24 protein-coding genes are annotated in these 23,780 nt (G+C 74.2%); 12 read left to right on the top strand and 12 right to left on the bottom strand.

Going from position 1 to position 23,780, the window contains the following annotated elements:
- Positions 1 to 19 precede the first annotated feature (19 nt).
- On the bottom strand, positions 20 to 1,345 hold the full coding sequence (locus tag ACGFIR_RS09915; RefSeq protein ID WP_393003863.1) for an ABC transporter substrate-binding protein: 1,326 nt from the start codon (positions 1,343 to 1,345) through the stop codon (positions 20 to 22).
- A 271-nt stretch (positions 1,346 to 1,616) separates the two neighbouring features.
- Between ACGFIR_RS09915 and ACGFIR_RS09910 the strand changes: the two genes are divergently transcribed.
- The gene (locus ACGFIR_RS09910; RefSeq protein WP_393144308.1) at positions 1,617 to 3,623 is read left to right on the top strand and encodes a beta-galactosidase; all 2,007 of its coding nucleotides are present in this window, start codon (positions 1,617 to 1,619) and stop codon (positions 3,621 to 3,623) included.
- Between the two features lie 28 nt (positions 3,624 to 3,651).
- Positions 3,652 to 4,455 (top strand): DeoR/GlpR family DNA-binding transcription regulator, encoded by an 804-nt coding sequence (locus ACGFIR_RS09905; RefSeq protein WP_393144307.1) that lies wholly within the window; start codon positions 3,652 to 3,654, stop codon positions 4,453 to 4,455.
- Positions 4,456 to 4,563: 108 nt separating this feature from the next.
- Here ACGFIR_RS09905 and ACGFIR_RS09900 read toward each other — a convergent pair whose 3' ends face one another.
- Positions 4,564 to 5,769 (bottom strand): alpha/beta hydrolase family protein, encoded by a 1,206-nt coding sequence (locus ACGFIR_RS09900; RefSeq protein ID WP_393144305.1) that lies wholly within the window; start codon positions 5,767 to 5,769, stop codon positions 4,564 to 4,566.
- Between the two features lie 244 nt (positions 5,770 to 6,013).
- Here ACGFIR_RS09900 and ACGFIR_RS09895 point away from each other — a divergent pair, with 244 nt between their 5' ends.
- A complete protein-coding gene (locus ACGFIR_RS09895; protein WP_393144303.1) occupies positions 6,014 to 6,973 on the top strand; it encodes a sporulation protein in 960 nt (319 codons plus the stop codon).
- A 90-nt stretch (positions 6,974 to 7,063) separates the two neighbouring features.
- Here the strand turns inward: ACGFIR_RS09895 and ACGFIR_RS09890 are convergent, their stop codons facing one another.
- Positions 7,064 to 7,468: a hypothetical protein gene (locus tag ACGFIR_RS09890; RefSeq protein WP_393003853.1), complete on the bottom strand. Its 405-nt coding sequence runs from the start codon at positions 7,466 to 7,468 to the stop codon at positions 7,064 to 7,066.
- 339 nt (positions 7,469 to 7,807) lie between these two features.
- On the opposite strand from ACGFIR_RS09890, the gene ACGFIR_RS09885 reads away from it, so the two are divergent.
- Positions 7,808 to 8,215: a hypothetical protein gene (locus tag ACGFIR_RS09885; RefSeq protein WP_393003851.1), complete on the top strand. Its 408-nt coding sequence runs from the start codon at positions 7,808 to 7,810 to the stop codon at positions 8,213 to 8,215.
- A 108-nt stretch (positions 8,216 to 8,323) separates the two neighbouring features.
- Here ACGFIR_RS09885 and ACGFIR_RS09880 read toward each other — a convergent pair whose 3' ends face one another.
- The gene (locus ACGFIR_RS09880) at positions 8,324 to 10,630 is read right to left on the bottom strand and encodes a HelD family protein (protein WP_393144301.1); all 2,307 of its coding nucleotides are present in this window, start codon (positions 10,628 to 10,630) and stop codon (positions 8,324 to 8,326) included.
- A gap of 175 nt (positions 10,631 to 10,805) precedes the next feature.
- Entirely contained in the window at positions 10,806 to 11,918 is a 1,113-nt protein-coding gene (locus tag ACGFIR_RS09875; RefSeq protein ID WP_393144299.1) for an outer membrane lipoprotein carrier protein LolA, read from the bottom strand.
- Between the two features lie 94 nt (positions 11,919 to 12,012).
- On the opposite strand from ACGFIR_RS09875, the gene ACGFIR_RS09870 reads away from it, so the two are divergent.
- Both ACGFIR_RS09870 and ACGFIR_RS09865 read left to right on the top strand, forming a co-directional pair.
- Positions 12,013 to 12,669 (top strand): response regulator transcription factor, encoded by a 657-nt coding sequence (locus ACGFIR_RS09870; RefSeq protein WP_393144297.1) that lies wholly within the window; start codon positions 12,013 to 12,015, stop codon positions 12,667 to 12,669.
- 53 nt (positions 12,670 to 12,722) lie between these two features.
- Entirely contained in the window at positions 12,723 to 14,297 is a 1,575-nt protein-coding gene (locus ACGFIR_RS09865; protein WP_393144732.1) for a sensor histidine kinase, read from the top strand.
- A 167-nt stretch (positions 14,298 to 14,464) separates the two neighbouring features.
- Here the strand turns inward: ACGFIR_RS09865 and ACGFIR_RS09860 are convergent, their stop codons facing one another.
- A complete protein-coding gene (locus tag ACGFIR_RS09860) occupies positions 14,465 to 16,093 on the bottom strand; it encodes a tetratricopeptide repeat protein (protein ID WP_393144295.1) in 1,629 nt (542 codons plus the stop codon).
- Between the two features lie 57 nt (positions 16,094 to 16,150).
- Positions 16,151 to 16,612, bottom strand: a complete 462-nt coding sequence (locus tag ACGFIR_RS09855; protein ID WP_393144730.1) for a MarR family winged helix-turn-helix transcriptional regulator — start codon at positions 16,610 to 16,612, stop codon at positions 16,151 to 16,153.
- Positions 16,613 to 16,662: 50 nt separating this feature from the next.
- Here ACGFIR_RS09855 and ACGFIR_RS09850 point away from each other — a divergent pair, with 50 nt between their 5' ends.
- Both ACGFIR_RS09850 and ACGFIR_RS09845 read left to right on the top strand, forming a co-directional pair.
- A complete protein-coding gene (locus ACGFIR_RS09850) occupies positions 16,663 to 17,184 on the top strand; it encodes a VOC family protein (RefSeq protein WP_393144293.1) in 522 nt (173 codons plus the stop codon).
- A gap of 124 nt (positions 17,185 to 17,308) precedes the next feature.
- Positions 17,309 to 18,199 carry a hypothetical protein gene (locus ACGFIR_RS09845; RefSeq protein ID WP_393144291.1) on the top strand — a complete coding sequence of 297 codons (891 nt, stop codon included), beginning with the start codon at positions 17,309 to 17,311 and terminating at the stop codon, positions 18,197 to 18,199.
- A gap of 71 nt (positions 18,200 to 18,270) precedes the next feature.
- Here ACGFIR_RS09845 and ACGFIR_RS09840 read toward each other — a convergent pair whose 3' ends face one another.
- Entirely contained in the window at positions 18,271 to 18,450 is a 180-nt protein-coding gene (locus tag ACGFIR_RS09840) for a DUF4236 domain-containing protein (protein WP_007075522.1), read from the bottom strand.
- A 249-nt stretch (positions 18,451 to 18,699) separates the two neighbouring features.
- Between ACGFIR_RS09840 and ACGFIR_RS09835 the strand changes: the two genes are divergently transcribed.
- The 3 genes from ACGFIR_RS09835 to ACGFIR_RS09825 all read left to right on the top strand — a co-directional run bounded on the left by ACGFIR_RS09835 (position 18,700) and on the right by ACGFIR_RS09825 (position 20,257).
- Positions 18,700 to 18,777: a putative leader peptide gene (locus tag ACGFIR_RS09835; protein ID WP_393004685.1), complete on the top strand. Its 78-nt coding sequence runs from the start codon at positions 18,700 to 18,702 to the stop codon at positions 18,775 to 18,777.
- A 215-nt stretch (positions 18,778 to 18,992) separates the two neighbouring features.
- The gene (locus ACGFIR_RS09830; RefSeq protein ID WP_393004683.1) at positions 18,993 to 19,565 is read left to right on the top strand and encodes a flavin reductase family protein; all 573 of its coding nucleotides are present in this window, start codon (positions 18,993 to 18,995) and stop codon (positions 19,563 to 19,565) included.
- Complete coding sequence (locus ACGFIR_RS09825; RefSeq protein ID WP_393144289.1) at positions 19,562 to 20,257, top strand: malonic semialdehyde reductase; 696 nt, start codon at positions 19,562 to 19,564, stop codon at positions 20,255 to 20,257. Before ACGFIR_RS09830 ends, ACGFIR_RS09825 begins: the two co-directional genes overlap by 4 nt.
- A gap of 24 nt (positions 20,258 to 20,281) precedes the next feature.
- Here ACGFIR_RS09825 and ACGFIR_RS09820 read toward each other — a convergent pair whose 3' ends face one another.
- The 3 genes from ACGFIR_RS09820 to ACGFIR_RS09810 are packed head-to-tail and all read right to left on the bottom strand — an operon-like array spanning position 20,282 to position 22,159.
- A complete protein-coding gene (locus tag ACGFIR_RS09820; RefSeq protein ID WP_393003833.1) occupies positions 20,282 to 20,794 on the bottom strand; it encodes a GNAT family N-acetyltransferase in 513 nt (170 codons plus the stop codon).
- Positions 20,794 to 21,249 carry an RrF2 family transcriptional regulator gene (locus ACGFIR_RS09815; protein ID WP_393003831.1) on the bottom strand — a complete coding sequence of 152 codons (456 nt, stop codon included), beginning with the start codon at positions 21,247 to 21,249 and terminating at the stop codon, positions 20,794 to 20,796. Before ACGFIR_RS09815 ends, ACGFIR_RS09820 begins: the two co-directional genes overlap by 1 nt.
- Before the next feature lie 7 nt (positions 21,250 to 21,256).
- Positions 21,257 to 22,159 carry a helix-turn-helix transcriptional regulator gene (locus tag ACGFIR_RS09810; protein ID WP_393003829.1) on the bottom strand — a complete coding sequence of 301 codons (903 nt, stop codon included), beginning with the start codon at positions 22,157 to 22,159 and terminating at the stop codon, positions 21,257 to 21,259.
- Positions 22,160 to 22,362: 203 nt separating this feature from the next.
- Between ACGFIR_RS09810 and ACGFIR_RS09805 the strand changes: the two genes are divergently transcribed.
- Complete coding sequence (locus ACGFIR_RS09805; RefSeq protein WP_393003827.1) at positions 22,363 to 23,139, top strand: glucose 1-dehydrogenase; 777 nt, start codon at positions 22,363 to 22,365, stop codon at positions 23,137 to 23,139.
- Positions 23,140 to 23,242: 103 nt separating this feature from the next.
- Here the strand turns inward: ACGFIR_RS09805 and ACGFIR_RS09800 are convergent, their stop codons facing one another.
- Positions 23,243 to 23,674 (bottom strand): SsgA family sporulation/cell division regulator, encoded by a 432-nt coding sequence (locus ACGFIR_RS09800; protein ID WP_053653619.1) that lies wholly within the window; start codon positions 23,672 to 23,674, stop codon positions 23,243 to 23,245.
- Positions 23,675 to 23,780 lie beyond the last annotated feature (106 nt).

The following is a 23,780-nucleotide window of genomic DNA, read 5'->3' as shown; positions in this document are numbered from 1 at the left end:
TGCCCTCACCCTCTCGCCGTCAGTCGGTGAAGATCGACTTCTTCTGGTTCTCGATGCTGGACGTCAGCCCGTCGATGTCCTTCGGGTCCTTGATGAACTGCTGGAACGCCGGGATGATCACCGTCGAGGCGAAGTCGGGGCGGGTGTCGCGGTCCAGGAACTGGGCGATCTCCGTGGCCGAGCCGACCAGCTCGGCGGCCTTGCGTTGCAGGGCGCTGTAGCCGCTGGTGTCGGCCTCGCCGTTGGCGACCAGCGTGCTCGGGTCGTTCTTGACGGTGATGTCCGCGGCGGCCTTCGAGCCGACGTACTCCAGCAGCTTCCTGGCGTTGGCCTCCTGCTTCGGCCTGCGGGCCAGCATGTAGCCGTCGATGGGCGCGTCCAGGGCCTTGGCCCCGATCGCCGGGTCGATCTCGGGGAAGGTGAAGAAGTCGAGGTCTTCCAGGTCCTTGCCGTCGAACTGCTGGCCGACGAAGAGGCCGAGCAGGTACATGCCGCTCTTCTTCTGCTGCAACGACTGGGCGGCCTCCTGCCAGGTCCGGCCGAGGCTGTCCGGCTGGTGCAGCGGCAGCAGGCCGCGCCAGGTGTCGAAGACCTTCTTCACCTTCTCGGAGGTCCAGGCCTCCCGGCCGGCCATCAGGTCGATGTGGAACTGGTAGCCGTTGATCCGCAGGTCGAGGATGTCGAAGGTGCCCATCGCCGGCCAGCCGTCCTTGTCGGCGAAGGCGATCGGGGTGAGGCCGTCCTTCTTCATCTGGCCGGCGAGCGCGGTCAGGTCGTCGAGGGTCTTCGGGACCTGGTAGCCGTTCTGCTGCCAGACGGACCTGCGGTAGAAGACGGCCCACGGGTAGTACGACGACGGCACGAAGTACTGCTTGCCGTCGTCCCCCGTCGACGCCTTGCGGAACGCGTCGGAGAACCCGGAGAGCCTGCCCCAGACGTCGCTGAGGTCACCGGCGAGGCCCCGGGCGGCGAAGAACCGCATCCGGTAGCCGGCGAACCACATGAACACGTCGTCCGGCCTGCCCTGGAGATAGTTGTTGATGTTCTCCTGGAACGTGTTGTGGTCGACGGTGTTGACGGCCACCTGGAGGCCGGACGAGGCCTGGAACCCCTCCACGACCTTCGCGACCACCTCCTTGGGCTTCGGATCGGACTGGTTGGAGCCCAGCGACACCGTCTTGGCGTCGGACCCTCCGGAGTCGGAACCGCAGCCGGCGAGCAGGCCCGTGCCGAGCAGCGCGGTGGTGCCGGCGGCGCCGGCCAGCAGCGAGCGACGGTCGAGGCCGGCCACGGAGGGGGGTACGAGGCGGGCGAGGTATTCGGCTCGGGTGCGGGGACGGGACATGGTGCCTCCTGCGGATGAAGAGGTGCCCGAGGGCCGTCGGTGGCGGTGCCCCGGCAACCGTGAACACACACCCGGATCCATCGCGAATCCACATTGGCGAACACGATTTGCCAGTGGCGCCTCAAGCTACTCGTCCTCCGGGCGCTGTCAAGAGGGCCGCCGAGGCCCGACATCCCCAGCTGCGGCAAGCGCATCGGACGTTGGCGTCGTAACGATGATCGATGTTGGAACGTGTTGACTTGGCTGGCCCGGCCGGGCACTCTCTGTGTGCATGCGGCGATGGCAGGGTGAGCGGATCTGGTTCGGCGCCGACTACAACCCCGAGCAGTGGCCCGAGGCGACGTGGGCCGAGGACGTCGAGCTGATGCGCCGGGCCGGGGTCAACCTGGTGTCGGTGGGCATCTTCTCCTGGGCGCTGCTGGAGCCCGCCCCCGGCGAGTACGAGTTCGGCTGGCTGGACCGGGTGCTCGACGTGCTGCACGACGGCGGGATCTCGGTCGACCTGGCCACCGCCACCGCCAGCCCGCCCCCGTGGCTGGCGCACCGGCACCCGCAGACGCTGCCCCGGCGGGCCGACGGCACGATCCTGTGGCCGGGCGGACGGCAGGCGTACTGCCCCAGCTCGCCGGTGTTCCGGGAACGGTCGCTGGCCCTGGTCGAGGCCCTCGCCACCCGGTACGCCGACCACCCCGCCGTGGTCATGTGGCACGTCTCCAACGAGCTGGGCTGCCACAACGTGCACTGCTACTGCGACGTCAGCGCCGAGGCGTTCCGCCGCTGGCTACGCGAGCGCCACGGCGACCTGGACGGGCTCAACGACGCCTGGGGCACCGCATTCTGGAGCCAGCGCTACGGCGACTGGGCCGAAATCAACCCGCCGCGCGCCGCACCGACCTTCGCCAATCCCACCCAGCAACTGGACTTCCTGCGCTTCTCCTCCGACGAGCAGCGCGCCCAGCTGCGCGCCGAACGCGAGGTGCTGCGCCGGCTCGTGCGCCAGCCGGTCACCACGAACTTCATGATCGGCACCGGCGTCAAACACCTCGACTACCACTCCTGGGCGTCCGACGTGGACCTCGTCGCCAACGACCACTACCTCACCGCCGCCGACCCGCGCCCGCACGTCGGCCTCGCCCTCGCGGCCGACCACACCCGGGGCGTGGCCGGGGGCGCGCCATGGCTGCTGATGGAGCACTCCACCAGCGCCGTCAACTGGCAGCCGCGCAACGTCGCCAAGCTCCCCGGCCAGCTGCGCCGCAACAGCCTGGCGCACGTGGCGCGCGGCGCGGACGGCGTGCTCTTCTTCCAGTGGCGGGCCTCCCGCGCCGGGGCGGAGAAGTTCCACTCGGCGCTCGTCCCGCACGCCGGCGTCGAGACCAAGGTGTTCCGCGAGGTGTGCCGGCTCGGCGCGGACCTGCGAGCCCTCGCCGAGGTACGCGGCAGCCGGGTCGAGGCGGAGGTGGCGATCCTCTTCGACTACGAGGCGTGGTGGGGCGCCGAGCTGGACTCGCACCCCACCGTGGACGTCGCGTACGCCGACCGGCTCGGCGCGCTGCACGACTCGCTGTGGCGGGCCGGCATCACCGCCGACGTCGTGCACCCGTCGGCCGACCTCTCCCCTTACCGGCTGGTGCTGGTGCCCACCCTCTACCTGGTGCGCGACGCGCACGCCGCGGCGCTGGGCGCGTACGTGGAGGCGGGCGGCACGGCCCTGGTCACGTACTTCAGCGGCATCGTCGACGAGCACGACCACGTCCGCCTCGGCGGCTACCCCGGCGCGTTCCGGGACCTGCTGGGCGTACGCGTCGAGGAGTTCTTCCCGCTGCGAGCGGGGGAGCGGGTCACCCTGGACGACGGTTCCGCCGCCGACGTGTGGACGGAGTGGCTGCACCCCGAGGGCGCGCAGGTGCTCGCCGCGTACGCCGACGGGCCCCTGCCGGGCGTGCCGGCGCTCACCCGGCACCCCGTCGGCGCGGGCGCGGCCTGGTACGTCGGCACCCGGCTGGACCCGGCCGCGACCGACCGGCTGGTCGCCCGGCTGGTGGCCGACTCGGGGGTACGCCCGGCGGCGCGGGTGCCCGCCGAGGTGGAGGTGGTCCGGCGCCGGGCCGGAGAGCGCAGCTGGCTCTTCGTCATCAACCACACCGACACCGACGCCCGGCTCGACGTCGCCGGCGTGGAGCTGCTGACCGGCGCACGTTGCACCGGCCACCTGGTCGTGCCGGCCGGCGAGGTGGCCGTGGTCCGCGAGGACCCGGCCGCCGACGCGACCCGCTGACGCGGACGGCCCGAGGGAGGACATCCGGATGCTGGCCCGACAGCGGCAGACCGCGATCCTCGAACTGATCCGCCAGCACGGCGGCGTGCGGGTCAGCCACCTCGTGAGCCGATTCGGCGTCTCCGACATGACGATCCGGCGGGACCTGGAGGCGCTGGCCGAGCGCGGGCTCATCGACAAGGTCCACGGCGGCGCGACCCTGCCCGGCCCCGGTTCCACCGACGAGCCCGGCTTCGACGCGAAGTCGGTCCGGCAGCGGGCCGAGAAGCGGGCCATCGCCGAGCGGGCCGCCGCCCTGGTGGAGCCCGGCATGGCCGTCGCGCTCTCCGCCGGCACCACGACCGCCGCGCTGGCCGCCCTACTGGCCGACGTACGCGGCCTGACGGTGGTGACCAACTCGGTCCCCGTCGCCGACGCCCTGCACCAGCGCCCCCGCGCCGACCGGACGGTCGTGCTCACCGGCGGCATCCGTACCCCGTCGGACGCCCTGACCGGGCCGGTGGCGGAGGCGGCGATCGGCTCCCTCAACGTCGACGTGCTCTTCCTCGGCGTGCACGGGATGAGCCCGCGCACGGGGTTCACCACCCCGAACCTGCTGGAGGCCGGGACGAACCGGTTCCTGATCGACGCGGCGCGGCGGCTGGTCGTGCTGGCCGACCACACCAAGTGGGAGACCATCGGAATGGCCACGATCGCCCCGCTCTCCGCGGCCGACGTGCTCGTCACCGACGCGGGGCTGCCCGCGCAGGCGCGCGGTCAGCTCGCCGACCAGGTCGGCGAGCTGATCGTCGTGCCGACCTGCGCGGAACCGAGCCGTCCCGGCGACGGCTGATCCGGGCGGTGCCGGCCGGCACCCTCGTGGCAGGAGCCGGACCTGGGCGCGCCGGTGACCGGCGCGGACCACGGCGCGGGCCTGGTGCCGCGCCGCGGTCCGTCGCCCTCACGGAATGAACTTCACCTCCGGGAAGGCCGCGCTGGGGCCGTCGAGCAGGCGCCCACGCCGCCCCCGCAGGTGCAGGTCGAAGAACGCGAGGGGGTACGCCTGCTGGATCCGCTGCGCCCGGGCCGGATCCAGCGTGCCGATCCAGCCCGGTAGCTCCTCGTCGCTCATCCCCACGGCTTTCGCCAGTTGCGGGATCAGCACCTGGTTGTCGCCGTACGACGAGTGGACCGCGCCGTCGGCCTGGACGTCGCGCCGCCATCCGCGCAGGTGTGACCAGAACTGGGCGACGCTCGGCTCCGCGGCCCGCGTGAACCGTGCGGTCATCAGCATGAACGGCCGATCCAGGTCAGTGGTGAGCGGCGGTCGCGACTGCATCGGGCCGTCGAGGCCCAGCCCGGCCCGTACGCGCTGGTCGTCGTTCATGACGAGGGCCGTCGCCGTCGCGCCCTTCGACCAGCCGAACATGCCGATGCGTCGCAGGTCGAGGGCACCCGACAGGCCGGTCGGCAGCGGCCGGTGTCGTACGTCGGGATTGCGTCCGGCGGCGACGTCCTCAAGGCGGTCGAGGACGAACCGGATGTCCGTGGCGAAGTCCGCCGGGAACAGCGCCACGTCGTCGAGCGGGACGAGGAGCCGGCCGTCGGGGAACTCGGTGAACGCGTCGTACGTGTGATCCACCGTGACCACCACGTACCCGTGGCTGGCGAGTTCCTGGACGATGATCATGTTGCTGGCGCGGTGATCGTGCGCGCCGTGCGAGAACACGACGACGGGCAACCGTGCGCCCGTTCGCCGTACCGGTGCGCCCTCGTGGCCGACCGTGAGGGGCGCGAGCGCGACGTCGGCCGGGAATCCCCCGGACGTGAGGTACGCACGCAGGACGGCCGGGGCCGTCCACCGCGTCCGCGGGTACTGCCCGACGTCGCGGGCCGGGTACCAGACGCTGGCCATCAACTCGCGGTGACGCCCGGGGCCGGCAACGGGATCCGGGCGCGCCCGGTCGACGAGGTGCAGTCGCACCGTGCCCACCGGGTACGGGCCGGTGGGCGCGGGCAGGGTGAGCCGTACCGGGGTGCTCCGGGCCGCCGACGCGCGGCCCGCGACGCCGATCGGCACGGCGCCCCCGACTGCGAGCGCCGTGCCGATCAGGCGTCGTCGCGTCATCCGTACCCGGTCGATGCGCGCCGTGACTGGTGCTGTCATGTGCCCTCCTGCCGTATCGACAACGTGTCTCCACGGTGTCGGGCGACGAGGGCCGCGGCGTCGGCCCACGGGCTGTTCTCCGGGCGGGTAGGGGAGCCCACGGGCGTACGCCCGGCGGCTGTCCCCCGGTGTCCGCCGGCCCCGGCGTGCCCTCACAGGCACTTCACAGCGGTTCTCGATAGGGTCCGGGCAAGTCAGCGACCGGCTCCAAGGTGGAGCAGGGTGTCTTTGCACGGGAGTTCCGATGGTCTTCAAGAAGATGTTGAGCGCGCTCGGCGTGGGCGGGCCGAGCGTCGACACCGTCCTGACCAACCCGAACACCCGGCCCGGCCTGACCCTTGAGGGCCAGGTGAACCTGCTCGGCGGCGACGCGCCGGCCAACATCGAGCAGATCGTCGTCGGCCTGGTCACCCGGGTCGAGATCGAGGGCCACGACACGGAGTACGCGGGCGTCATGGAGTTCCACCGGCTGCCGGTCAGCGGCCCGCTCCAGCTCGCCGCGAAGCAGCAGCTCGCCATCCCGTTCCAGCTCCCGATGCCGTGGGAGACCCCGATCACCGACGTCTACGGTCAGCGGCTACGCGGCATGACGATGGGGCTGCGCACCGAGCTGGCGATCGCGCGGGCGGTGGACAAGGGCGACCTGGACCAGGTCAACGTGCACCCGCTGCCGGTGCACGAGCGGATCCTCGAGGCGTTCCAGCAGCTCGGTTTCCGGTTCAAGCACGCCGACCTGGAGCGCGGCCACATCCGGGGCACGCAGCAGACGCTGCCGTTCTACCAGGAGATCGAGTTCTTCGCCGCGCCGCAGTACGCGGGCACGATCAACGAGGTCGAGCTGACCTTCGTCACCAGCCCGCACGGCGTCGAGGTCATCCTCGAGTGCGACAAGCGCGGCGGCTTCCTGACCGCCGGGCACGACGCCTTCGGTCACTACCGGGTCGCGCACACCGAGGCCGACCGGACCGACTGGGTCCAGCTGGTCGACGGCTGGCTGCGGGAGACCACGTCCCGCTACGGCAGCCTGCGTAGCGCGCACGGCTTCGGCGGGCACGGGCACGGGCACGGGCACGGCCGGGGTGTCGGCATGGGCGGCGTGGTCGCCGGTGCCGCGCTCGGGGTCGTCGGCGGGATGGTCGCCGGAGAGATGATCGAGGACGCGATCGAGGGCGACTTCGCCGAGGACTGGGGCTTCGAGGAGTAGCAGCGCGGCTTCGAAAAATAGCAGCACACACGACAGTGGCCCCCGGGACCGTGGTCCCGGGGGCCGTCTGCCGTGGTGCGCGTCTCCCGGTCAGTGCCGGGCCTTGCGCTCCTCACCGCTGCGCCAGTTGCTGCCGGCCTTGGCCAGACCACGGCTACCCAGGTATCCGAGGGTCAGCAGGGTGATCATGAACCAGGCGTTGTCGGCCCGGAAGATGTCCACCCCGGCCGAGTTCCGGCCGACGAGCTGCGAGGCGGCCAGCACGCCGATCACGGCGGCGATGTAGACCCAGAACTCGGTGGTCCGCAGCGCCGGCTTGGTCTCCGTGCCGGGCGCCTGCATGGCCTCCCGGTGCCCGTCGTGCATCATCGGCATCGGACGGGTGGGCGTCTCCTGCATGGCCCGTTCCTGCATGGCCCTGTCCTGCATCGCCCGGTTGGGCATGTCCTGGGTCGGCCGGTTGGTCGGCCTGGTGGAAGCAGCCTGCGTGCTCATCTTGTCCTCCTCAGGATGCGATGAGTCGTACCTGCGTTCCCTCGCCCCGCTACCGCGTGTCGGCCACGGCACGGTTCGCGTTCATGGCGGGGACAACCGCCGTCTACCCGACCCGGCGGAGGCAGTAACGCCGACGGCGGCCAAAAAAGTCGCCCGCCGTCCCGCCCCCGAGGGCCGGCGTCGATCATGCAGCCGTGGTGAGGCGCAAAACGCCTGAACACGGATCTAACGGGCACCACGATTGCATGATCGACCGAGGTGGGAGGGCTCGGGCGGCGGGTTTGTCGGTCCGGACGTCGGGCACGCATCCCGCAACGACACTCCTGCGAGGTGATGGACATGCGTGAGGACGACATGCGGCAGGACGCCGCCCGGCGGGCCGAGGAGCGCATCGCCGGCGGCGCGTACGGCGAGGGCGCCCTCGACGAGGTCACCGTGCCCCAGACGGACGTGCAGCGGGTCATCCAGGACGAGGACCCGGACGACCCGGCGCACGTTCCGGTCGATCCTGAGGTGTTGCGGGACGGCGGACCCACCCGGGGGCAGGGCGCCGTCACCACGACCGGCGGCACCGCCGGCCCGGCGTCCGTCCGCCGGCTGGCGCGGCAGCCGGAGCGGCACCCCGGCAAGGTGGCGCCGACCACCACGGGCGACGCCACCACCGGCGGGCTGAGCACCCCGGCGGGCGGCTCCACCAGCGACCAGTCCGGCCCCGCCAGCCAGGTCGGCGACTTCACCCCGGAGTGACCCGTCCGTCGTCTGTCGGGTCAGCTGGTTCGCCCCGGAGTGACCCGTCCCGTCGCCTGCCGGGTCAGGTGGTTCACCCCGAAGTGGCCCACCCCGTCGCCTGCCGGGTCAGGTGGGGCGGAGGATGCCCAGGCGTTGGGTGGCGCGGGTGAGGGCGACGTAGAGATCGCTGCGGCCCCGGGGCGACTCCGCCACGATGCGGTCGGGGTCGACCAGGAGGACGGAGTCGAATTCGAGGCCCTTCGCCTGGCCGACGGTGAGCACCACCACCCGGCTCTCCAGCTCCGGGTCCTCGCCGACGGCCGCCTCGGGCAGGGCGGCGGTGAGCGCCGGGCCCAGCTCGTCGACCCGGCCGGCCGGCACGATCACCCCGAGCCGGCCGTCGTCCAGGCCGGCCGCCTCCCGGGTGGCGGCGACCACCAGCTCCGTCGCCAGCCGCTGGGGGGCCACCGCGCGGTCCCACGGCGGCACCCCGCTGGAGCGTACGGAGCGGGGCGGGCGTAGCGCCGGGTCGATCTCGGTGAGCACCTCGGCGGCGACCGCCATGATCTCGGCCGGGGTGCGGTAGCTGACGGTCAGCTCCTCCAGCCGCCAGCGCTGCGCCACGTACGGCTCCAGCGCGTCGGCCCAGGACGGCGTGCCGGCCAGCGCCCCGGTCTGCGCCACGTCGCCCACGATGGTCATCGAGCGACTCGGACAGCGGCGCATCAGCAGCCGCCAGGCCATCGGCGACAACTCCTGCGCCTCGTCGACGATCACGTGCCCGAACGCCCAGCGCCGGTCGGCGGCGGCCCGCTGCGCGGTGGTCAGCCGGTCCGCCTCCTCCTGCCGCTCCAGCAGCCGGTCGGCGTCGAGCAGGTCGGTCACGCCGAGGATCTCGCCGCCCTCGGCCTCGTCCTCCACGTCGATGGAGCGGGAGCCCCTGGCGATCTCCAGCACGCCCTCGGCGTACTCCCGCTGCATGGCCCGGATTCGTTCCCGGCGGGCGGCGGAGGCCCGCTCGTCCTCGCCGAGCAGCTCGGCCGCCTCGTCGAGCAGCGGTACGTCGGCCGGCGTCCAGCCGCCCGGCTCGCGGTGCAGCATGGCCCGCTCGTCGTCGGTGAGCATGGGCGCGGCGGCGGCGATCCGGTCGGGCGAGGCGTACAGGTCGGTGAGCAGGCGCTGCGGGGTGAGCACCGGCCAGAGCTGGTCCAGCGCGGCCCGCACCTCGGGCTCCTCGCGCAGCTCGCGGCGGATCTCCGCCACGTCGGCCTCGTCGAGCAGGTTCTCCCCGCCCAGCGGGTCGGCGCCGATCCGCTCGGCGACCTGCGCGGCGAGGGCGTGGACGATCTCGACGTCGAAGAGCGCCCGGGCCAGGTTGTGTGGCCGGTCGGAGCGGCGGGCCCGCTCCCGGGCGGCGCGTACGGTCTCCGGGTCGAGCCGCAGCACCTCCTGCTGCGGCAGCTCGATCTCCAGCGGCTCCTCGGGCACCCACTGCCGGTCCCGGACGGCGGCGGCCAGCACCTCGGCCAGCACCGCGCGGCCCTTGAGGGCGGCGGTCTCGGCGGGCTCGGCACGGCGGGCGCTGACGCCCGGGAAGAGATCGCCCTGCGTCCGCAGCAGCACGCCCGTCTCCGCCAGCGCCGGGAGCACCTGGGAGATGTAGCGCAGGAACGTGGCGTTCGGGCCGACCATGAGCACGCCCCGGGTGGAGAGCTGTTCCCGGTGGGTGTAGAGCAGGTACGCCGCGCGGTGCAGCGCGACCGCGGTCTTGCCGGTGCCGGGGCCGCCCTGCACCACGAGTACGCCCGGCAGGTTGGCGCGGATGATGCGGTCCTGCTCGGCCTGGATGGTCTCGACGATGTCGCGCATCCGGCCGGTGCGCCCGGCGTTGAGCGCGGCGAGCAGCGACGCCTCGCCGGTCAGTTCCTCGTGGGCGGTGGGGGAGGCGGTGGCGAGGTCCAGCACCTCGTCGTTGAGCGCGACCACCTTGCGCTCGCGGGTACGCAGGTGCCGGCGGCGGCGTACGCCCTGGGGGTTGGCGGCGGTGGCGAGGTAGAAGGCGCGGGCCGCCGGGGCGCGCCAGTCCATCAGCAGCGGGTCGTAGTCGCCGTCGGTGTCGAAGATCCCGATCCGGCCGATGTAGTGGGGGCCGCCTTCGTCCGTGTCGAGCCGACCGAAGCAGAGGCCGCTCTCGACGGCGGAGAACTGCTCGACCTGGTCGGCGTACATCCGCACGGCGCTGTCGCGCTGGGAGAGTGCCTGACGGGTGCCACCGGTCGCCCGCAACTCCTCGGTCAGCCGACGGGCGGCCTGCTCACGCAGCTCGTCCAGCCGGCGGTAGAGCATCGAGACGTATTCCTGTTCGCGACCGATTTCGTCGTTCGGCTGCAATTCCGTGGAATCGGCGGAATGCCTTGACAAGCCGTCTCCCATTTGCCTATAATCTCTCTCGGAACGGCTATGAATGGCCGTTCTTTTTTGTTGCCTGAACTGAGAAAGATACCGTGCGCCGGTCGCCGTGACCAAGCGCGCCGGGCACATGCCGCCGGCCACCCCACGCAGACGACGGGGCCCGCCGAAACGGCGGACCCCGTCGGACTGCCGATGCTCAGCCCTTCGCCACCTCGTAGAGCCGCTCCGGCGTCACCGCGCCCGCGATGAGCCGGCCGTCGTCGGTGAGCAGCACGCTGAACACCTTCCCGGTCAGCAGCCGGCCGCTGCCCCAGTCGCCGCTGACCTTCGGCAGCGCGCCGAGCAACGCCGCCGGGTCGCCGGTCGGTCCGTTCCCGGCGCGGCCGGGGGCGGCCGGTCGGTCCGCGGGCGCGCCGGCGCCGTCGAGCCGCGCGACCACCACGGTGGTCCAGCTCTCGCCGACGGTACGCACGTCCGGCCGCGCGCCGGCCATGGGCCGCTTCCCGGGCACGTCGGCGTGCTGTCTGCCGGCGGTCTCCTCGGTCACCTTGACACCGGGCGGCGGATTGAAGGTGAACTGGTCGGCGTCCGGCCGGGCGTACGACACCTGGGTGAAGGCCATCTCGAAGGCCGGCTTGTCGCTGCCGTCGGCGAAGACCTCGAAGCGCAGCGGCACGTGCTGCCGCGCGTCGATGGCGATGCGCACCTGGTGCACCAGCGAGGCGGCGTCGCGCGGGGCGAGCACCAGCTCGTACGCGTCGCGACCGGCGACCGTGGCGGACCGGCCGACGCTCACCTCGGTGCTCGGGTCGATCGCGGCCAGGGCCCGGTCGGCGGCCTCCCCGGGAGTGACCGGCAGCTCCGGGGTCTCGGCGCCGGCGGCGCCCTCGGGGAGCGTGCGGTGGGTGGCGGTGTTGGACCGGCTGTTCCAGACCCACACGTCCCGGCCGTTGCGCAGGATGTCCCGCTCGCCGAGCGTGTCCATGAGCGCGACGCGCTGCCGGTCGGGCCCGGAGTGCCAGACCCGCAGCGTGTGGGTGCCGGTGAGCAGGCCGGTCAGGCCGTCGCCGCCGACCAGTCCGGCCAGCGGCGGCAGGCCCAGGTCGGCGCGCTGCACGACCGTGCCGGAGAGCCCCTCCAGCCGGGAGGTCTGCAGGTCGACCAGGAGTTGGGCGGCGGTACGCGGCGGCAGGCTCGGCTCGGCCTGGGCGGCGAACGTGCCGAGCGCGGCGCCGCCGCCGATGACGGTCGCGACGGCGGTCACCGGGACCAGCCAGCGCAGGACGGGACGGCTCTTCAGGACGGACATGTGACACCTCCTGCCGACATCCTGCCCCCTCGACGCTGTGAGGGCGCTGAGGACGGCCGTACGGCCCCGGGCGCGCCGGTGGCACCCTTGGGGTGTGCGGTTGCTGGTGGTGGAGGACGAGTCGCGGCTGGCGTCCGCCCTGCAACGGGGCTTGCAGGCCGAGGGGTTCGCGGTGGACGTGGCCGCGACCGGCCCCGAGGGACTGGACGCGGCACGCCACGGCGGCTACGACGCGATGATCCTCGACGTGATGCTGCCCGGCCTCTCCGGCTACGAGCTGGTCCGCCGGCTGCGCGCCGAGGAGCACTGGCTCCCGGTGCTCATGCTCTCGGCCAAGGACGGCGAGTACGACCAGGCCGACGGGCTGGACTGCGGGGCCGACGACTACCTCACCAAGCCCTTCTCGTACGTGGTGCTGCTGGCCCGGCTGCGGGCCCTGCTGCGCCGGGGCGCCCCCGAACGCCCCACGGTGCTCGCGGTCGGCGATCTCCGGCTCGACCCGGCCCGGCGGCGGGTGACCCGGGCCGACGCCGAGGTCGCGCTCACCAGCCGCGAGTTCGCGCTGCTGGACTACCTGATGCGCCGCCCCGGCGAGGTGGTCTCCAAGACCGAGCTGCTCGACCACGTGTGGGACGCCAGCCTCGAGACCGCACCCAACGCCGTCGAGGTCTACATCGGCTACCTGCGGCGCAAGATCGGCAGGGAGCGGCTGGAGACGGTCCGGGGCGCCGGCTACCGGCTCACCACATGAGGCCCGGGCTGCGCGGGCGCCTGCGCGCCGGGCCGGGGCTGCGCGGGCGGCTGATGGCGGTCGGGGTGCTCGGCGTGTCGGGGGGACTGGCCGTCGGCGGGCTCGTCCTGCTCGCCGTACTGGGGTGGGCCCTGCAACGCGCCGTCGACACCGAGGCGTTCCGGACCGCCGACGCGGTCGCGCTGCTCGCCGCCGAGGAGGTCCTGCCCGACCCGCTGCCGGTGGCCGGCGGTCAGGTCCGGGTGCAGGTGATCGACGCCGAGGGGCGGGTACGGGCCGCCTCGATCGACGCCGACCGGCTGGTGCCGATGGTGTCGCCGGAGCGGATCGACGTCGGCGTCCGGCAGCGGTTGACGGTGTCGGGGGAGCGGGTCGGCCTGGCCGGGCCGGTACGGGTGGTGGCCGTACCGGCGGGCACCGACGCCGACCCGCGTACCGTCCTGGTGGCCCGGTCGCTGGCGGACGTGCGGCACAGCGCGCACGTCGTACGCACGATCCTGCTGGTGAGCCTCCCGCTGCTGGTGGCGGTGCTCGCCGCCGTGGCGTGGCGGGTGGTCGGCGCGACCCTGCGCCCCGTCGAGGCGCTGCGCCGGGGCGCCGAGGAGATCACCGGGCGCGACGGGGGCGGGCGGCTGCCCGTACCGGCGTCGCGGGACGAGATCCACCGACTGGCGGTCACGCTCAACGGGATGCTGGGCCGGCTGGAGTCCGCCCGGGACCGGCAACGGGCGTTCGTCGCCGACGCCGCGCACGAGCTGCGCAGCCCACTGACGAACATCCGTACCGAGCTGGAGGTAGCCCGGCGGCTGGCCGACCGGACGGACTGGACGGCCGTGTCGGCGAACCTGCTCGCCGACGCCGAGCGGCTCGGCCGGCTCGTCGACGACCTGCTGCTGCTGGCCCGGCTCGACGAGCGCCCGCCGGCGCGGGCCACCGGGCCGGTCGAGCTGGGTGCCCTGCTGTCGGCGGTGGCCGCCCGGTACCCGTCGCCGCCGGTGCGCCTCGACCCGCCGGCGGCGCCGCTGTGGACCGAGGGCGACCCCGACGAGCTACGGCGAATCCTGACCAACGTCGTCGACAACGCGGTCCGGCACGCCCGCGGCGAGGTGGTGCTGACCGCCGCTCCGGCCACCGGCCGGGAGGGCCCCGCCGACGGCGGGGGCCGGGACGCCGGCGGGAGAGCGGACGGGAGAACGGGCGGCGGCGGGAGCGCGGGCGGGAGAGCGGGCGGCGGCGGGACCGAGGGCGGAAGAACGGGCGGCGGCGGGAGCGCGGGGGTGGGCAGCGGCGGAAACGGCGGCGGGAGAGCGGGCGGCGGGACCATCGGCCGGGGAGGGGGCGGCAGCGGCGCTGGCGCGGCGGCGTACCACCTGGTGACGGTGACCGACGACGGGCCGGGGATCCCCGCCGCGGACCGGGAGCGGGTCTTCGGCCGGTTCACCCGGCTCGACGACGCGCGGGCCCGGGACGACGGCGGCGCCGGCCTCGGCCTGGCCATCGTGCGTGAGCTGGTCCGTCGGGCCGGCGGGAGCGTCGACCTGGCCGACGCCCACCCCGACCGGGCCGGCGGGCCGGGGCTGCGGGTACGGCTGTTGCTGCCGGCCCTGCACGATCCGGAACATCCCTGACGCGCGCCGGGCCCGACCGGCAGGGTCAAGGCGGTCCGGCAGGGCGGAGGCGGTCCGACAGAGGCGGTCCGGCAGGCAAAGGCACGGGCGGTCCGGCAAGGTGGTCCGGCAGAGGCGCGGGTGGTCCGGCGCGGCGGCACCGGGCTCTCGGCGTCCTTGCCGGTCCGTCAGCTCCGGCGGGTGCAGACCTCCGGCGCGCGGGCGATCATGTCGGTCGACCACACGACCGCGACGGTGAAGCAGTAGTCGGTGCTGCGGTTCAGGCCGTAGACGACGAAGGCGGTGGTGCCGGCGGGCAGGTTGGCGAAGGCCGTCTGTGCCTGGCCGGACCGGCCGCCCGAGATCACGACCGGGCCCTCCCCGCCGGCCGGGTACGTCCAGCGCAACGCCACGTTGTCCCGGTTGTCCCGCAGCGTCACCGCGCTGGGCGGGCTGCCGGGGGAGGCCGCGCCCCCGGTCGTCGGGCCGGCGGCGGGCGGGGCGCCCGTGCCGGTCGGGCCGCCGGCCGGCGTGGAGGCCGGTGCGCCGGTCGCGGCCGGGGGCGCCGGATCGGACCCACCGTCGACCGCCGCCACCCCGGCGATCACCGCCGCCGTGCCCAGCAGCGCCACCACGACGCCACCGACGACGAGCGTCAGCAGCCGGGTGTCGCGCCGCGACGGTGCCCGGTGGACCGGCACCGGCAGCAGCCGCGACGGCTGGTACGGCTCCTCGGGTGCGTCGGGCCGGCGGACGCGGTGCACCCCGTCGGCCTCCTCGCCGCCACCGCCGGCCAGCGGCACGACCGCTGGCGGCACGGCGCTGTCGGCCGGCCCGTCCCCGGCGTCGCCCTCGGGCGGCCACCAACCGGGCGGCGGGTCCTCCGTCGGCTGCCGGGGCGTCGGCACCGTGTGCGGTGCTCCGGCATACCGGTCGGCGTGCGGCGCTCCGGCGTACGGGTCCGTGTACGGGTCGGCGTGCGGCGGCGCGGCGTACGGGTCCGGATCCGTCGGGCGGTAACCCGGCTGCGAGGGGTGCTGCGCCGTCGACGGTCCGTCGCCCGGGGGTGGGGTGCGCGCGGACGGCACGATCGGGCCGTCCCGGCCCACGGGTGCGGCGTCGGCGCAGACGTGGTCCGGGTTGGCCGCCGCCCGGGCGAGCCCCGCCACCTGCGCGGCCAGCGGATCGTCCGCCGGCAGGTGCTGGCGGCACAGCTCCCTGGCCAGCGCCAGGTTGTCGTGCGCCTCGGTGAACTGCCCGCAGTCGCGTTGCATCGCGCCGAGCCGGGCCAGCATCTTGATGCCGCTGGGGTGCCCGTCGCCGTAGACCTCGCGGTGCAGCTCCCAGGCGTCCTGCAACCGGTCGCGGGCAACCTGGCACTGGCCGCGCGCGTACTCCACGGTGGCCAGGTCGGCGTGGGCGGCGAGCACCCGCAGCGACTCGGGGCCGTCGAGCGCGGTCAGCTCGATGATCACTTCCTGGTAGAGGCGGGCGGCGCGAGACCAGCTGCCGACCCGGTGCAGCACCGCCGCGAGGGTGGCCGCGGCGGCCACTGTGCGCTGGTCGGAGCGCCCGTGCAACCGGGTCGTGGCCGCGTACGCGAACGCGGCCCAGCCCCGGGCCGAGTGCGGCTCGCCGAGGGCGACCAGCACACGGGCCTGGAGGCTGGCGGCCTCGGCCAGCTCTGGTGTGGCGTTGGCCGGACGCGGGTCGGCGTCGGTCAGCGCGTCGGCGAGCAGCCGTTGGGCGCCGGCGAGGTCGCCGGAGGACACCAGGTGGTGTGCGTGGTCAGTCAGATCCCCGAAGCCGGAAGGCACGCCCCATCGTGCTCATCCGACGACGGTAAGTACAAGACCCGAATGGGAGTGTATTGGTCAGGAACCGGTCAGGTGGGCGGCGAGCGTCTCGCTGATCCGGCGCAACTGGTCCACCTGGGCGGGGGTCAACGCGTCGAACAGGTGGCGGCGTACCCCCTCGACGTGGCCGGGCGCGGCGGCGGCGAGGGCGGCGAATCCCTCGTCGGTGAGGACGGCGATCTGCCCGCGCCGGTCGGTGGGGCACTCGTCACGGCGGACCCAGCCGGCCGCTTCGAGTCGCGCGACGGCGTGCGAGAGCCGGCTGCGCGAGGAGCCGCTGGCCTCGGCCAGGTCGCTCATCCGCAGCTGGCGTCGGGGCGACTCGGAGAGCCGGACCAGGATCTCGTAGTACGCGTGCGGCATCCCGGCGTCGCGTTGCAGCTCCCGGTCGAGCGCCTCCATCAGCGCCCGGGAGGCGGTCAGGTACGCGCGCCAGGTGCGCTGCTCGTCGGGATCCAGCCAGCGGGTCATGACGGCCATCATACGGCAGATAGTTGAACGTTCAACAAAACCGCGCTAGCGTCGGTGGCATGGGAATCCACCGCCTCAACCACGCCGTGCTCTACGTCAGTGACCTCGCCCGCAGCGTCGACTTCTACCGCGACGTGCTGGGCTTCCGGCCGATCCCGATGACGCCGGACGGTTTCCAGGGCGCCGCCTTCCTCCAGGCGCCCGGCTCCACCAACGACCACGACCTGGGCCTGTTCGAGATCGGCGCGGGCGCCGGCCGCTCCACCGCCGGCCGCGCCACCGTGGGGCTCTACCACCTGGCCTGGGAGGTCGACACCCTCGACGAGATGGAGGCCACCGCGCAGCGGCTCGCCGCCGCCGGAGCCCTGGTCGGCGCGTCCGACCACGGCACCACCAAGAGCCTCTACGGGCAGGACCCGGACGGGCTGGAGTTCGAGATCGTCTGGCTGGTGCCGGCGGACCGGCTCGACGACGCCGCCCTGGCCGCCCGCAAGCGGATCGGCCGGCTCGACCTGGACGCCGAGCGGCGGCGCTACGGCGGCCAGACCCGCGGCGGCGTGGGCGTCTCCGTACCGGCCTGACCCGCCCCTGGGCGCGGCGCCGCCCCGCCGACAGCCAGGCCATCGGGGGCCGGCGACGCCCCGATGGCCGGCCGGTCGGGGGAGCTGTGCCCGGCCCGGGGCGGGGGTGCGGTAGAACGGCAGCATGCCGACCGACGCCGTCCTGCGCGAGCTGCTCGTCCGACACCTGGAGACCTGGCTGCCGGGGGCGCTGCACCGCGCCCGCCGGGCCACCCTCGCCCTGGCGTACGCCGGTGGCGACGCCGGCCGCGCGGAGGCCGCGCTGCGGGTGGTCGCCGGGCACGCCGAGCGGCTGCGGGGCCGTCAGCTCACCGTGCTGGTGCTCGCCGACGGCTCGGAGGAGCTGCCGGCCCGGCTCGGTGCCGTGGAGGCGGGACTGCCGGCGGGCGTCGCCGTGCACCTCGTGCCCGGCGGTCCCGCCCGGCTGCCGGTGGCGGTGAAGGCGGCCGGCGCGGCCGGCGCGCCCCTGCTGTCCGTCGTGGACGCCGACGCCGCCGATCCCGCCGTGCTGACCGCCGCGGCGACCGGCAAGCCGGCGGACGTGCTGTTCGCCACCGCCGCCGGGGCCCCCGCACGCGCCGCCCTCGCCGACGCCGGGTTCCGGCTGACGACCGAGGTGGAGCTGGTGCCCGCCGACGGCGCCCCGGCGCGGCTGGTCGCCTTCGCGAGCGGGTCGGACAAGAGCCTGGAGGCGTTCAAGGAGGCGCTCTGGGCCGTCGACGGTGCCGCCGGCGTGCGCTACCGCGACGCGGCGGGGCGGCTCCTCGACGTCGTACCGGCCCCGGAAACCGGCCCACTGGGCCACGAGCTGCTGGCCGAGCTGACGCGCTCCGGCCCGCGTACGGTCACCGAGCTGCGCCGGCACGCCCTCACCGCGACCGCCTACCGGTCGTCCGACGCCGTCCGGGCGCTGACCGGGCTGCTCGCCGCCGGGGAGGTTGCCCGCGAGCCCGAAGACGGTCGGCTCGGCGGCGACGTGCTCATCTCCGTCCTGGGGACACGCCCGCTCACCTGACCGACGCCCACCCGCACACACGTCGAGCGGGGTGCCGGTGAATCACCGGCACCCCGCTCGACCTCGGGGCGTCAGGCCCGGGACTTGTCCTGCTTCCAGGACAGCGGACCCGGCAGGTCGACCCGGTGCGCCTTGGCGCGGGAGTTCCAGGACCAGCGACCGATCTTGATGCTCCAGGACGAGAAGCCGTTCTCGGTGAAGTTCAGGATGATCGGGCCGTACTTCTTGCGCTTGCGGAACATCAGACCCATCGCGGGGCTCCTTTCGATTCCCTTCCCTGCCCTGTCGAACCCGAACATGCCCGGAACGACGAATTGCGAAACCCGCCCTCTCCCCAGTGGACGATGCGGCCGAACACGACGTGAAGTCCTATCAACCAGATAGGTGATGTCGGAGGACTTTTCGCAGGTGACGTGGGCATTCCGGTGGGCCCCGCGGGCGCGGGTCCCATCCCTCGGTAGGGCATTGACCTCGGCGGTCGGCCCCGGCAGCATGGGATCATGACGCACCGGGACGAGCATCTCCTCACGGCCCGCGTGCACGTCGACCTGGTCCGCCACGCGAGCGCCCTCTGTTGATCCGACCCGGTCCTCCCGAGTCGCGGTCCCCGCCCGGCCGCACCCCTGCACCGCCCGGCCGCGTGCCGCGCCCCCGCAGTGGGCCGTCCCCCCTCGTCGACACCGCAGGAGCCCTCATGGCCTCACCCCGGACGGCGCCCGTCGCCGCCACCGCCCCGACCGCCGATGGCCGGCACCCGCTGGCGCACCGGCCCCTGCCCGCCCCCGGTGCCGGCGTGACCACCGTGCCGCGCCCCCGGGCGGACGCCACCGACCTGCTTCCGGTGGACGGTGACCTGTTCCGCGCGTTGCTGCGCCGACAGGCCGCGACCGTCACCGTGGTGACCGCCGTGGCACCGGGCACCGTCGATCCGGCCTGCCTCGGCGGCCTGGGCGAGCCCGTCCGGGTCGGCTTCACCGCCACGTCGTTCACCTCGGTCTCGCTGGACCCGCCGCTCGTCTCGTTCTGCCTCGGGGTCGCCTCGTCGAGCTGGCCCGTGCTCGACCGCGCCGAGTACGTCGCCGTGCACCTGCTCGGCGCGCACCAGCGGGAGGCCGCCCAGGTCTTCGCGACCAGCGGGATCGACCGGTTCGCCGCGTATCCGCACTGGACGCCGGGGCCGTTCGGGGTGCCGCTGCTGACCGGGGTGCCGGCCCGGCTGCTCTGCCGGATCGCGCACCGGGTGCCGGCCGGCGACCACACCCTCTTCATCGCCGAGCCGCTCGCCCTCGGCGGCGGCGAGGACGTCGACCCGCTGGTCCGGCACCGGGGCGACTACACCACGACGGGCGCGGCGATGCCGTCATGACCGGGACGGCCACCCGCCCGGCGGCCGATCAGCCGCAGGCGGCCCCCACGGGCGGTCCGACCGGCGCCGGGGACCTGCTCGCGCTGGATCCCGCCGCCCAGGATCTGCTCGCGCTGGAACCGGCCGCCCAGGACCTGCTGTTCCGGGCGGCCCGCACGGCCAACACCTTCACCGACGAGCCCGTCACCGACGCCCAGGTCAGGGCGATCCACGACCTGGTCCGGTACGGGCCGACGGCGCTCAACGCCCAGCCGCTGCGGATCCTGCTGCTGCGCTCGCCGGCCGCCCGGGCCCGGCTGCTGCCGCACGTGTCCCGCGGCAACCGGGCGAAGACCGCCGCCGCGCCGCTGGTGGCGGTGCTCGCCGCCGACGTGGACTTCCACGACCGGCTGCCGGAGCTGTTCCCGCACCAGCCGCGGGCACGTGACTGGCTCGGTGACCGGGCGGAGCGGGTCGCGCAGGCCCGGTTCAACGCCACCCTCCAGATCGGCTACGTGGTGGTCGGCGTACGGGCGGCGGGGCTGGCCGCCGGTCCGATGGCCGGCTTCGATCCCGTCGGCGTACGGCAGGAGTTCTTCCCGGACGGCCGGCACGAGGTGCTGCTGCTCATGAACATCGGCCGCCCGGGGCCGCACGCGTGGCACGACCGACTGCCCCGGCTGGACGCCGCCGAGGTGATCACCACGCTGTGACGCTCCGGCGAGGGCGGGCGGGTGTCAGGCGCCGGCGCGGTCGACGACGAGCACGCGGGTGACGCTGCCGTCGTCCTCGGCGATGTCGCGCTCGTGGACGAAGCCGAGCTTGCCGAGCAGCGCCAGCGAGGTGTGATTGGCGTCGGCGACCGTCGCGTACACACGGGGCAGGCCGAGGGTGTCGAAGCCGTAGCGGACCAGGGCCCCGGCCAGCTCGGTGCCCAGGCCCGCACCCCAGGCCCGCTTCGCCAGCGCGTAGATGATCTCGTGGCCGTCGACCTGGTCCGTCCGCTTGATCTCGGCGTGCCCGACGAAGCGACCGTCCCGGCGCACCGCCCAGACGTCGAAGAGCTCCTCGGCGTAGACCTTCGTGAACACGCGCCCGAAGAGGGCGCCGGCCTCCTCGGCGCTCAGCGGGCCGTCGCCCATGAACCGGCCCACCTCGGGGTCGGTGAGCAGGGCGATGGAGTCCTCGGCGTCGTCCGGCCGGTAGGGCTCCAGCAGCAACCGGTCGGTACGCAGGACGGGGGTGGGCATCAGCGCGGCTCCCAGGCGTCGGGCAACGCGGTCAACCTACGCACGTGGGCCGGCAGCCGGCCACTGACTATTTCCGCGAGGCTCACCTCGTCGACGACCCGCCGCACGGCGGCCCGCACCGCGACCCAGAGCCCCGGCAGGTTCTCCGCCGCGCCCTCGTAGCTGGTCTCCTCCGGGCGCAGCCCGCGTACCCCCGCCAGCGGGCCCTCCACGGCGCGCAGCACCGCGCCGACGGTCACCTCGCGTGGAGGGCGGGCCAGCGTGTAGCCGCCCTCGGCGCCGCGCTGCGCCCGGACGATGCCGGCCCGCCGCAGGTCGGCCAGGACCGCCTCCAGGAACTTGCGCGGCATGTCCTGCTCCGCCGCGATGGCCTGGGTGGAGAGCAGCTGAGGGTACGCGGTGGCGAGGCTCAGCGCCGCCCGTACCGCGTAGTCGCCGCGTGCGGAGATCTGCACCCTGACATCATGCCCCGCGGGGGCGACCGGCCATGTCGGCGGGCGGGCGCGGCCGGACGGGCGCCCCGGGTACCGGCTGCTCGCGGGCCGCGCGGAACGCGCCCGGGCTCATCCCGACCTCGCGGGTGAAGAACCGGCCGAAGTTCGTCGGCTCGGAGAAACCCAGCCGCCGGCCGATCCGGGCGATCGGCTCGTCGGTGGCCGCCAGCAGCCGGCTCGCCTGCAGGGCCACCCGCTCGTCGACCACCTGCTTGGCGCTGCGCCCGGTCACCGCCAGGCAGGCCCGGGTGAGCGTACGCACCGAGCAGCCCAGCCGGGCGGCGTAGTCCTCGACGCGGCGGGTGTGCTGGTAGCCGCGCTCGACCTCCCGGCAGAGCCGGTGGAACGTGGCCGCCTCCGCCCGGGTCGCCCGCTGGGCGCCAGCGGGCAGCAGCGACAGCCGGAGCAGCAGCACGGCCAGCTGGTGACGGAGCAGTCCGCGTGCGGCGGCCACGCCCCGGTGCCGCAGGCAGTCCACGGCCAGTTGGCTCACCTCGTTGATCACCGCGTCCTCGTCCTCGCCCGCGAGCTGGAGCCAGGACGTGACGGCGTCCGGGTCGACGTCGAGCCCGCGCAGCGCCGCCGGCTCCCAGCGCACGACCGTCGCGTCGAGCTGCGGGCCGGCGCAGCGCAGCACCTGCCCGGCGCGTACCCGCAGCAACGTGCCGGGGCGGCAGGGCAGCGCGCGGAAATCCAGCTCGGCGGTGCCGTGTCCGCCCGTGGTCAGCACGAGCAGGTCCCTCTCCAGCAGCACCGGGCGCCGCCAGCGCGGCTCGGAGGCGAGGTCACCGAGGGCCACGGTGTCGATCTCGGCGGGGGCGGTCGCCGGGTTGTCGGGCGGGGCGGGGGAGAGCTGACCGGAAGAGACCATCGCCTGCGACGGTAGCCCGCAGCGACGATCAACGCATCCCGGGAAGGCTTCCCAGCTCGGCGGTCGGGGGTTGTCGAGGTCCTGCGGGCCGGGCTACGTTACCGAACGGTAGCGCCGTCCGGTCCAGGCACGGCCGGAGCCGGTCCCACGCCGGTCAGGTCGCCCCGCCCGGCGGCCCCGGGCCGACTCGCGATGGGATGGGCATGACGGATCTGTTCTCGGTCGAAGGCAAGACGGTCCTGGTCACCGGTGGCTCGCGAGGGATCGGCCTGATGATCGCCCAGGGCTTCGTCCGGGCCGGCGCTCACGTGATCATCTCGTCGCGCAAGGCGGACGTCTGCGAGGCCGTCGCCAAGGAACTCGCCGCCGAGGGGCGCTGCGAGGCCATCCCCGCCGACCTCGGCCACGACGCCGGCGCCGAAGGGCTGGCCGCCGCCGTACGGGAGCGGTTCGACCGGCTCGACGTGCTGGTCAACAACGCGGGCGCCACGTGGGGCGCGCCGCTGGAGTCGTACCCGGAGAGTGCGTTCGACAAGCTGTGGGCCGTCAACGTCAAGGCGCTCTTCCGGCTCACCACCGCGCTGCTGCCCGCGCTGCGCGCGTCAGCCAGCGCCGACGACCCGGCCCGCGTGATCAACATCGGCTCCATCGACGGCATCCGGGTGCCGATGATGGAGGTGTACGCGTACTCGGCGACGAAGGCCGCCGTGCACATGCTCACCCGCAGCCTGGCCCACCAGCTCGCCGGCGAGCGGATCACCGTCAACGCGATCGCGCCCGGGCCGTTCGAGAGCAGGATGATGGCGTTCGCGCTGGACGACCCCGCGTCCCGGGCCGCCATCGAGGGGCAGGTGCCGCTGGGCCGGATCGGCCGGCCGGAGGACATGGCCGGCACCGCGATCTACCTGTCGTCGCGCGCCGGGGCGTACCTCACCGGTGCGGTGATCCCGGTCGACGGCGGCATCACCACCCACGGCTGAGCCTGACGAAGGGCGGGAGACGGTGCGCGTACCCCCTGGTGGGCCGGAGCCGCGCGGACTCGGCAGATCCGCGCGGCCCCGGACGGCCGGTGTGGCCGGTGGTTCAGCGGCCGGCGAGCAGCCGGGTCACCGCCGTGTCGACGTCTAGGTGCTCGGCCTCGCGACCGCGCGGGACGACGACGTAGGTCCGCCGCAGGAAGCGCACCAGGACGCTGCGCGGCACCTCGAACAGGGCGTTGCCGTCGGGCGACGACAGCGCCAGCGCGACGAAGTCCCCGCGCGGGGTGGCCCAGGGCCAGACCCGCACGTCCCCGATGCCGGCCGGCTCGTCAAGACCCGTGACCAGCAACTCCCGGGCGAACGACCAGCTGACCGCCTCGCCGCCGGCAGATTCGGCGTGGAACAGGACATGGACCGCATACGGATCAGCAGGGTCGTAACGCAGACTGGCACGCACCGGCAAGGCGGTGGCGTCAGGTGCGACGAGCCTTAGCGACGTCTCGACCTCTACGGTCGTCGGTCGGATGACACTCATGGACGATCTCCCCCCGGCACCGCTGCGGAACGCGCGTGTCCCGCTTTTCCCATACTCAGGTGCTACTCCTGGCTACGCTCCGCCATACGCTGACTTCACCCAGTGG

This window comes from Micromonospora sp. NPDC049051 (genome assembly GCF_043197575.1).
In the GTDB taxonomy this organism is placed as follows: Bacteria; Actinomycetota; Actinomycetes; order Mycobacteriales; family Micromonosporaceae; genus Micromonospora.
This window is presented reverse-complemented; position numbering and strand designations above follow the sequence as displayed.

Coding starts and splice junctions, on each gene's coding strand:
- ACGFIR_RS09915 (WP_393003863.1), bottom strand. CDS start 1,345: ATGTCCCGTCCCCGCACCCGAGCCGAATACCTCGCCCGCCTCGTACCC.
- ACGFIR_RS09910 (WP_393144308.1), top strand. CDS start 1,617: ATGCGGCGATGGCAGGGTGAGCGGATCTGGTTCGGCGCCGACTACAAC.
- ACGFIR_RS09905 (WP_393144307.1), top strand. CDS start 3,652: ATGCTGGCCCGACAGCGGCAGACCGCGATCCTCGAACTGATCCGCCAG.
- ACGFIR_RS09900 (WP_393144305.1), bottom strand. CDS start 5,769: ATGACAGCACCAGTCACGGCGCGCATCGACCGGGTACGGATGACGCGA.
- ACGFIR_RS09895 (WP_393144303.1), top strand. CDS start 6,014: ATGGTCTTCAAGAAGATGTTGAGCGCGCTCGGCGTGGGCGGGCCGAGC.
- ACGFIR_RS09890 (WP_393003853.1), bottom strand. CDS start 7,468: ATGAGCACGCAGGCTGCTTCCACCAGGCCGACCAACCGGCCGACCCAG.
- ACGFIR_RS09885 (WP_393003851.1), top strand. CDS start 7,808: ATGCGTGAGGACGACATGCGGCAGGACGCCGCCCGGCGGGCCGAGGAG.
- ACGFIR_RS09880 (WP_393144301.1), bottom strand. CDS start 10,630: ATGGGAGACGGCTTGTCAAGGCATTCCGCCGATTCCACGGAATTGCAG.
- ACGFIR_RS09875 (WP_393144299.1), bottom strand. CDS start 11,918: ATGTCCGTCCTGAAGAGCCGTCCCGTCCTGCGCTGGCTGGTCCCGGTG.
- ACGFIR_RS09865 (WP_393144732.1), top strand. CDS start 12,723: ATGGCGGTCGGGGTGCTCGGCGTGTCGGGGGGACTGGCCGTCGGCGGG.
- ACGFIR_RS09855 (WP_393144730.1), bottom strand. CDS start 16,612: ATGGCCGTCATGACCCGCTGGCTGGATCCCGACGAGCAGCGCACCTGG.
- ACGFIR_RS09850 (WP_393144293.1), top strand. CDS start 16,663: ATGGGAATCCACCGCCTCAACCACGCCGTGCTCTACGTCAGTGACCTC.
- ACGFIR_RS09845 (WP_393144291.1), top strand. CDS start 17,309: ATGCCGACCGACGCCGTCCTGCGCGAGCTGCTCGTCCGACACCTGGAG.
- ACGFIR_RS09840 (WP_007075522.1), bottom strand. CDS start 18,450: ATGGGTCTGATGTTCCGCAAGCGCAAGAAGTACGGCCCGATCATCCTG.
- ACGFIR_RS09835 (WP_393004685.1), top strand. CDS start 18,700: ATGACGCACCGGGACGAGCATCTCCTCACGGCCCGCGTGCACGTCGAC.
- ACGFIR_RS09825 (WP_393144289.1), top strand. CDS start 19,562: ATGACCGGGACGGCCACCCGCCCGGCGGCCGATCAGCCGCAGGCGGCC.
- ACGFIR_RS09820 (WP_393003833.1), bottom strand. CDS start 20,794: ATGCCCACCCCCGTCCTGCGTACCGACCGGTTGCTGCTGGAGCCCTAC.
- ACGFIR_RS09810 (WP_393003829.1), bottom strand. CDS start 22,159: ATGGTCTCTTCCGGTCAGCTCTCCCCCGCCCCGCCCGACAACCCGGCG.
- ACGFIR_RS09805 (WP_393003827.1), top strand. CDS start 22,363: ATGACGGATCTGTTCTCGGTCGAAGGCAAGACGGTCCTGGTCACCGGT.
- ACGFIR_RS09800 (WP_053653619.1), bottom strand. CDS start 23,674: ATGAGTGTCATCCGACCGACGACCGTAGAGGTCGAGACGTCGCTAAGG.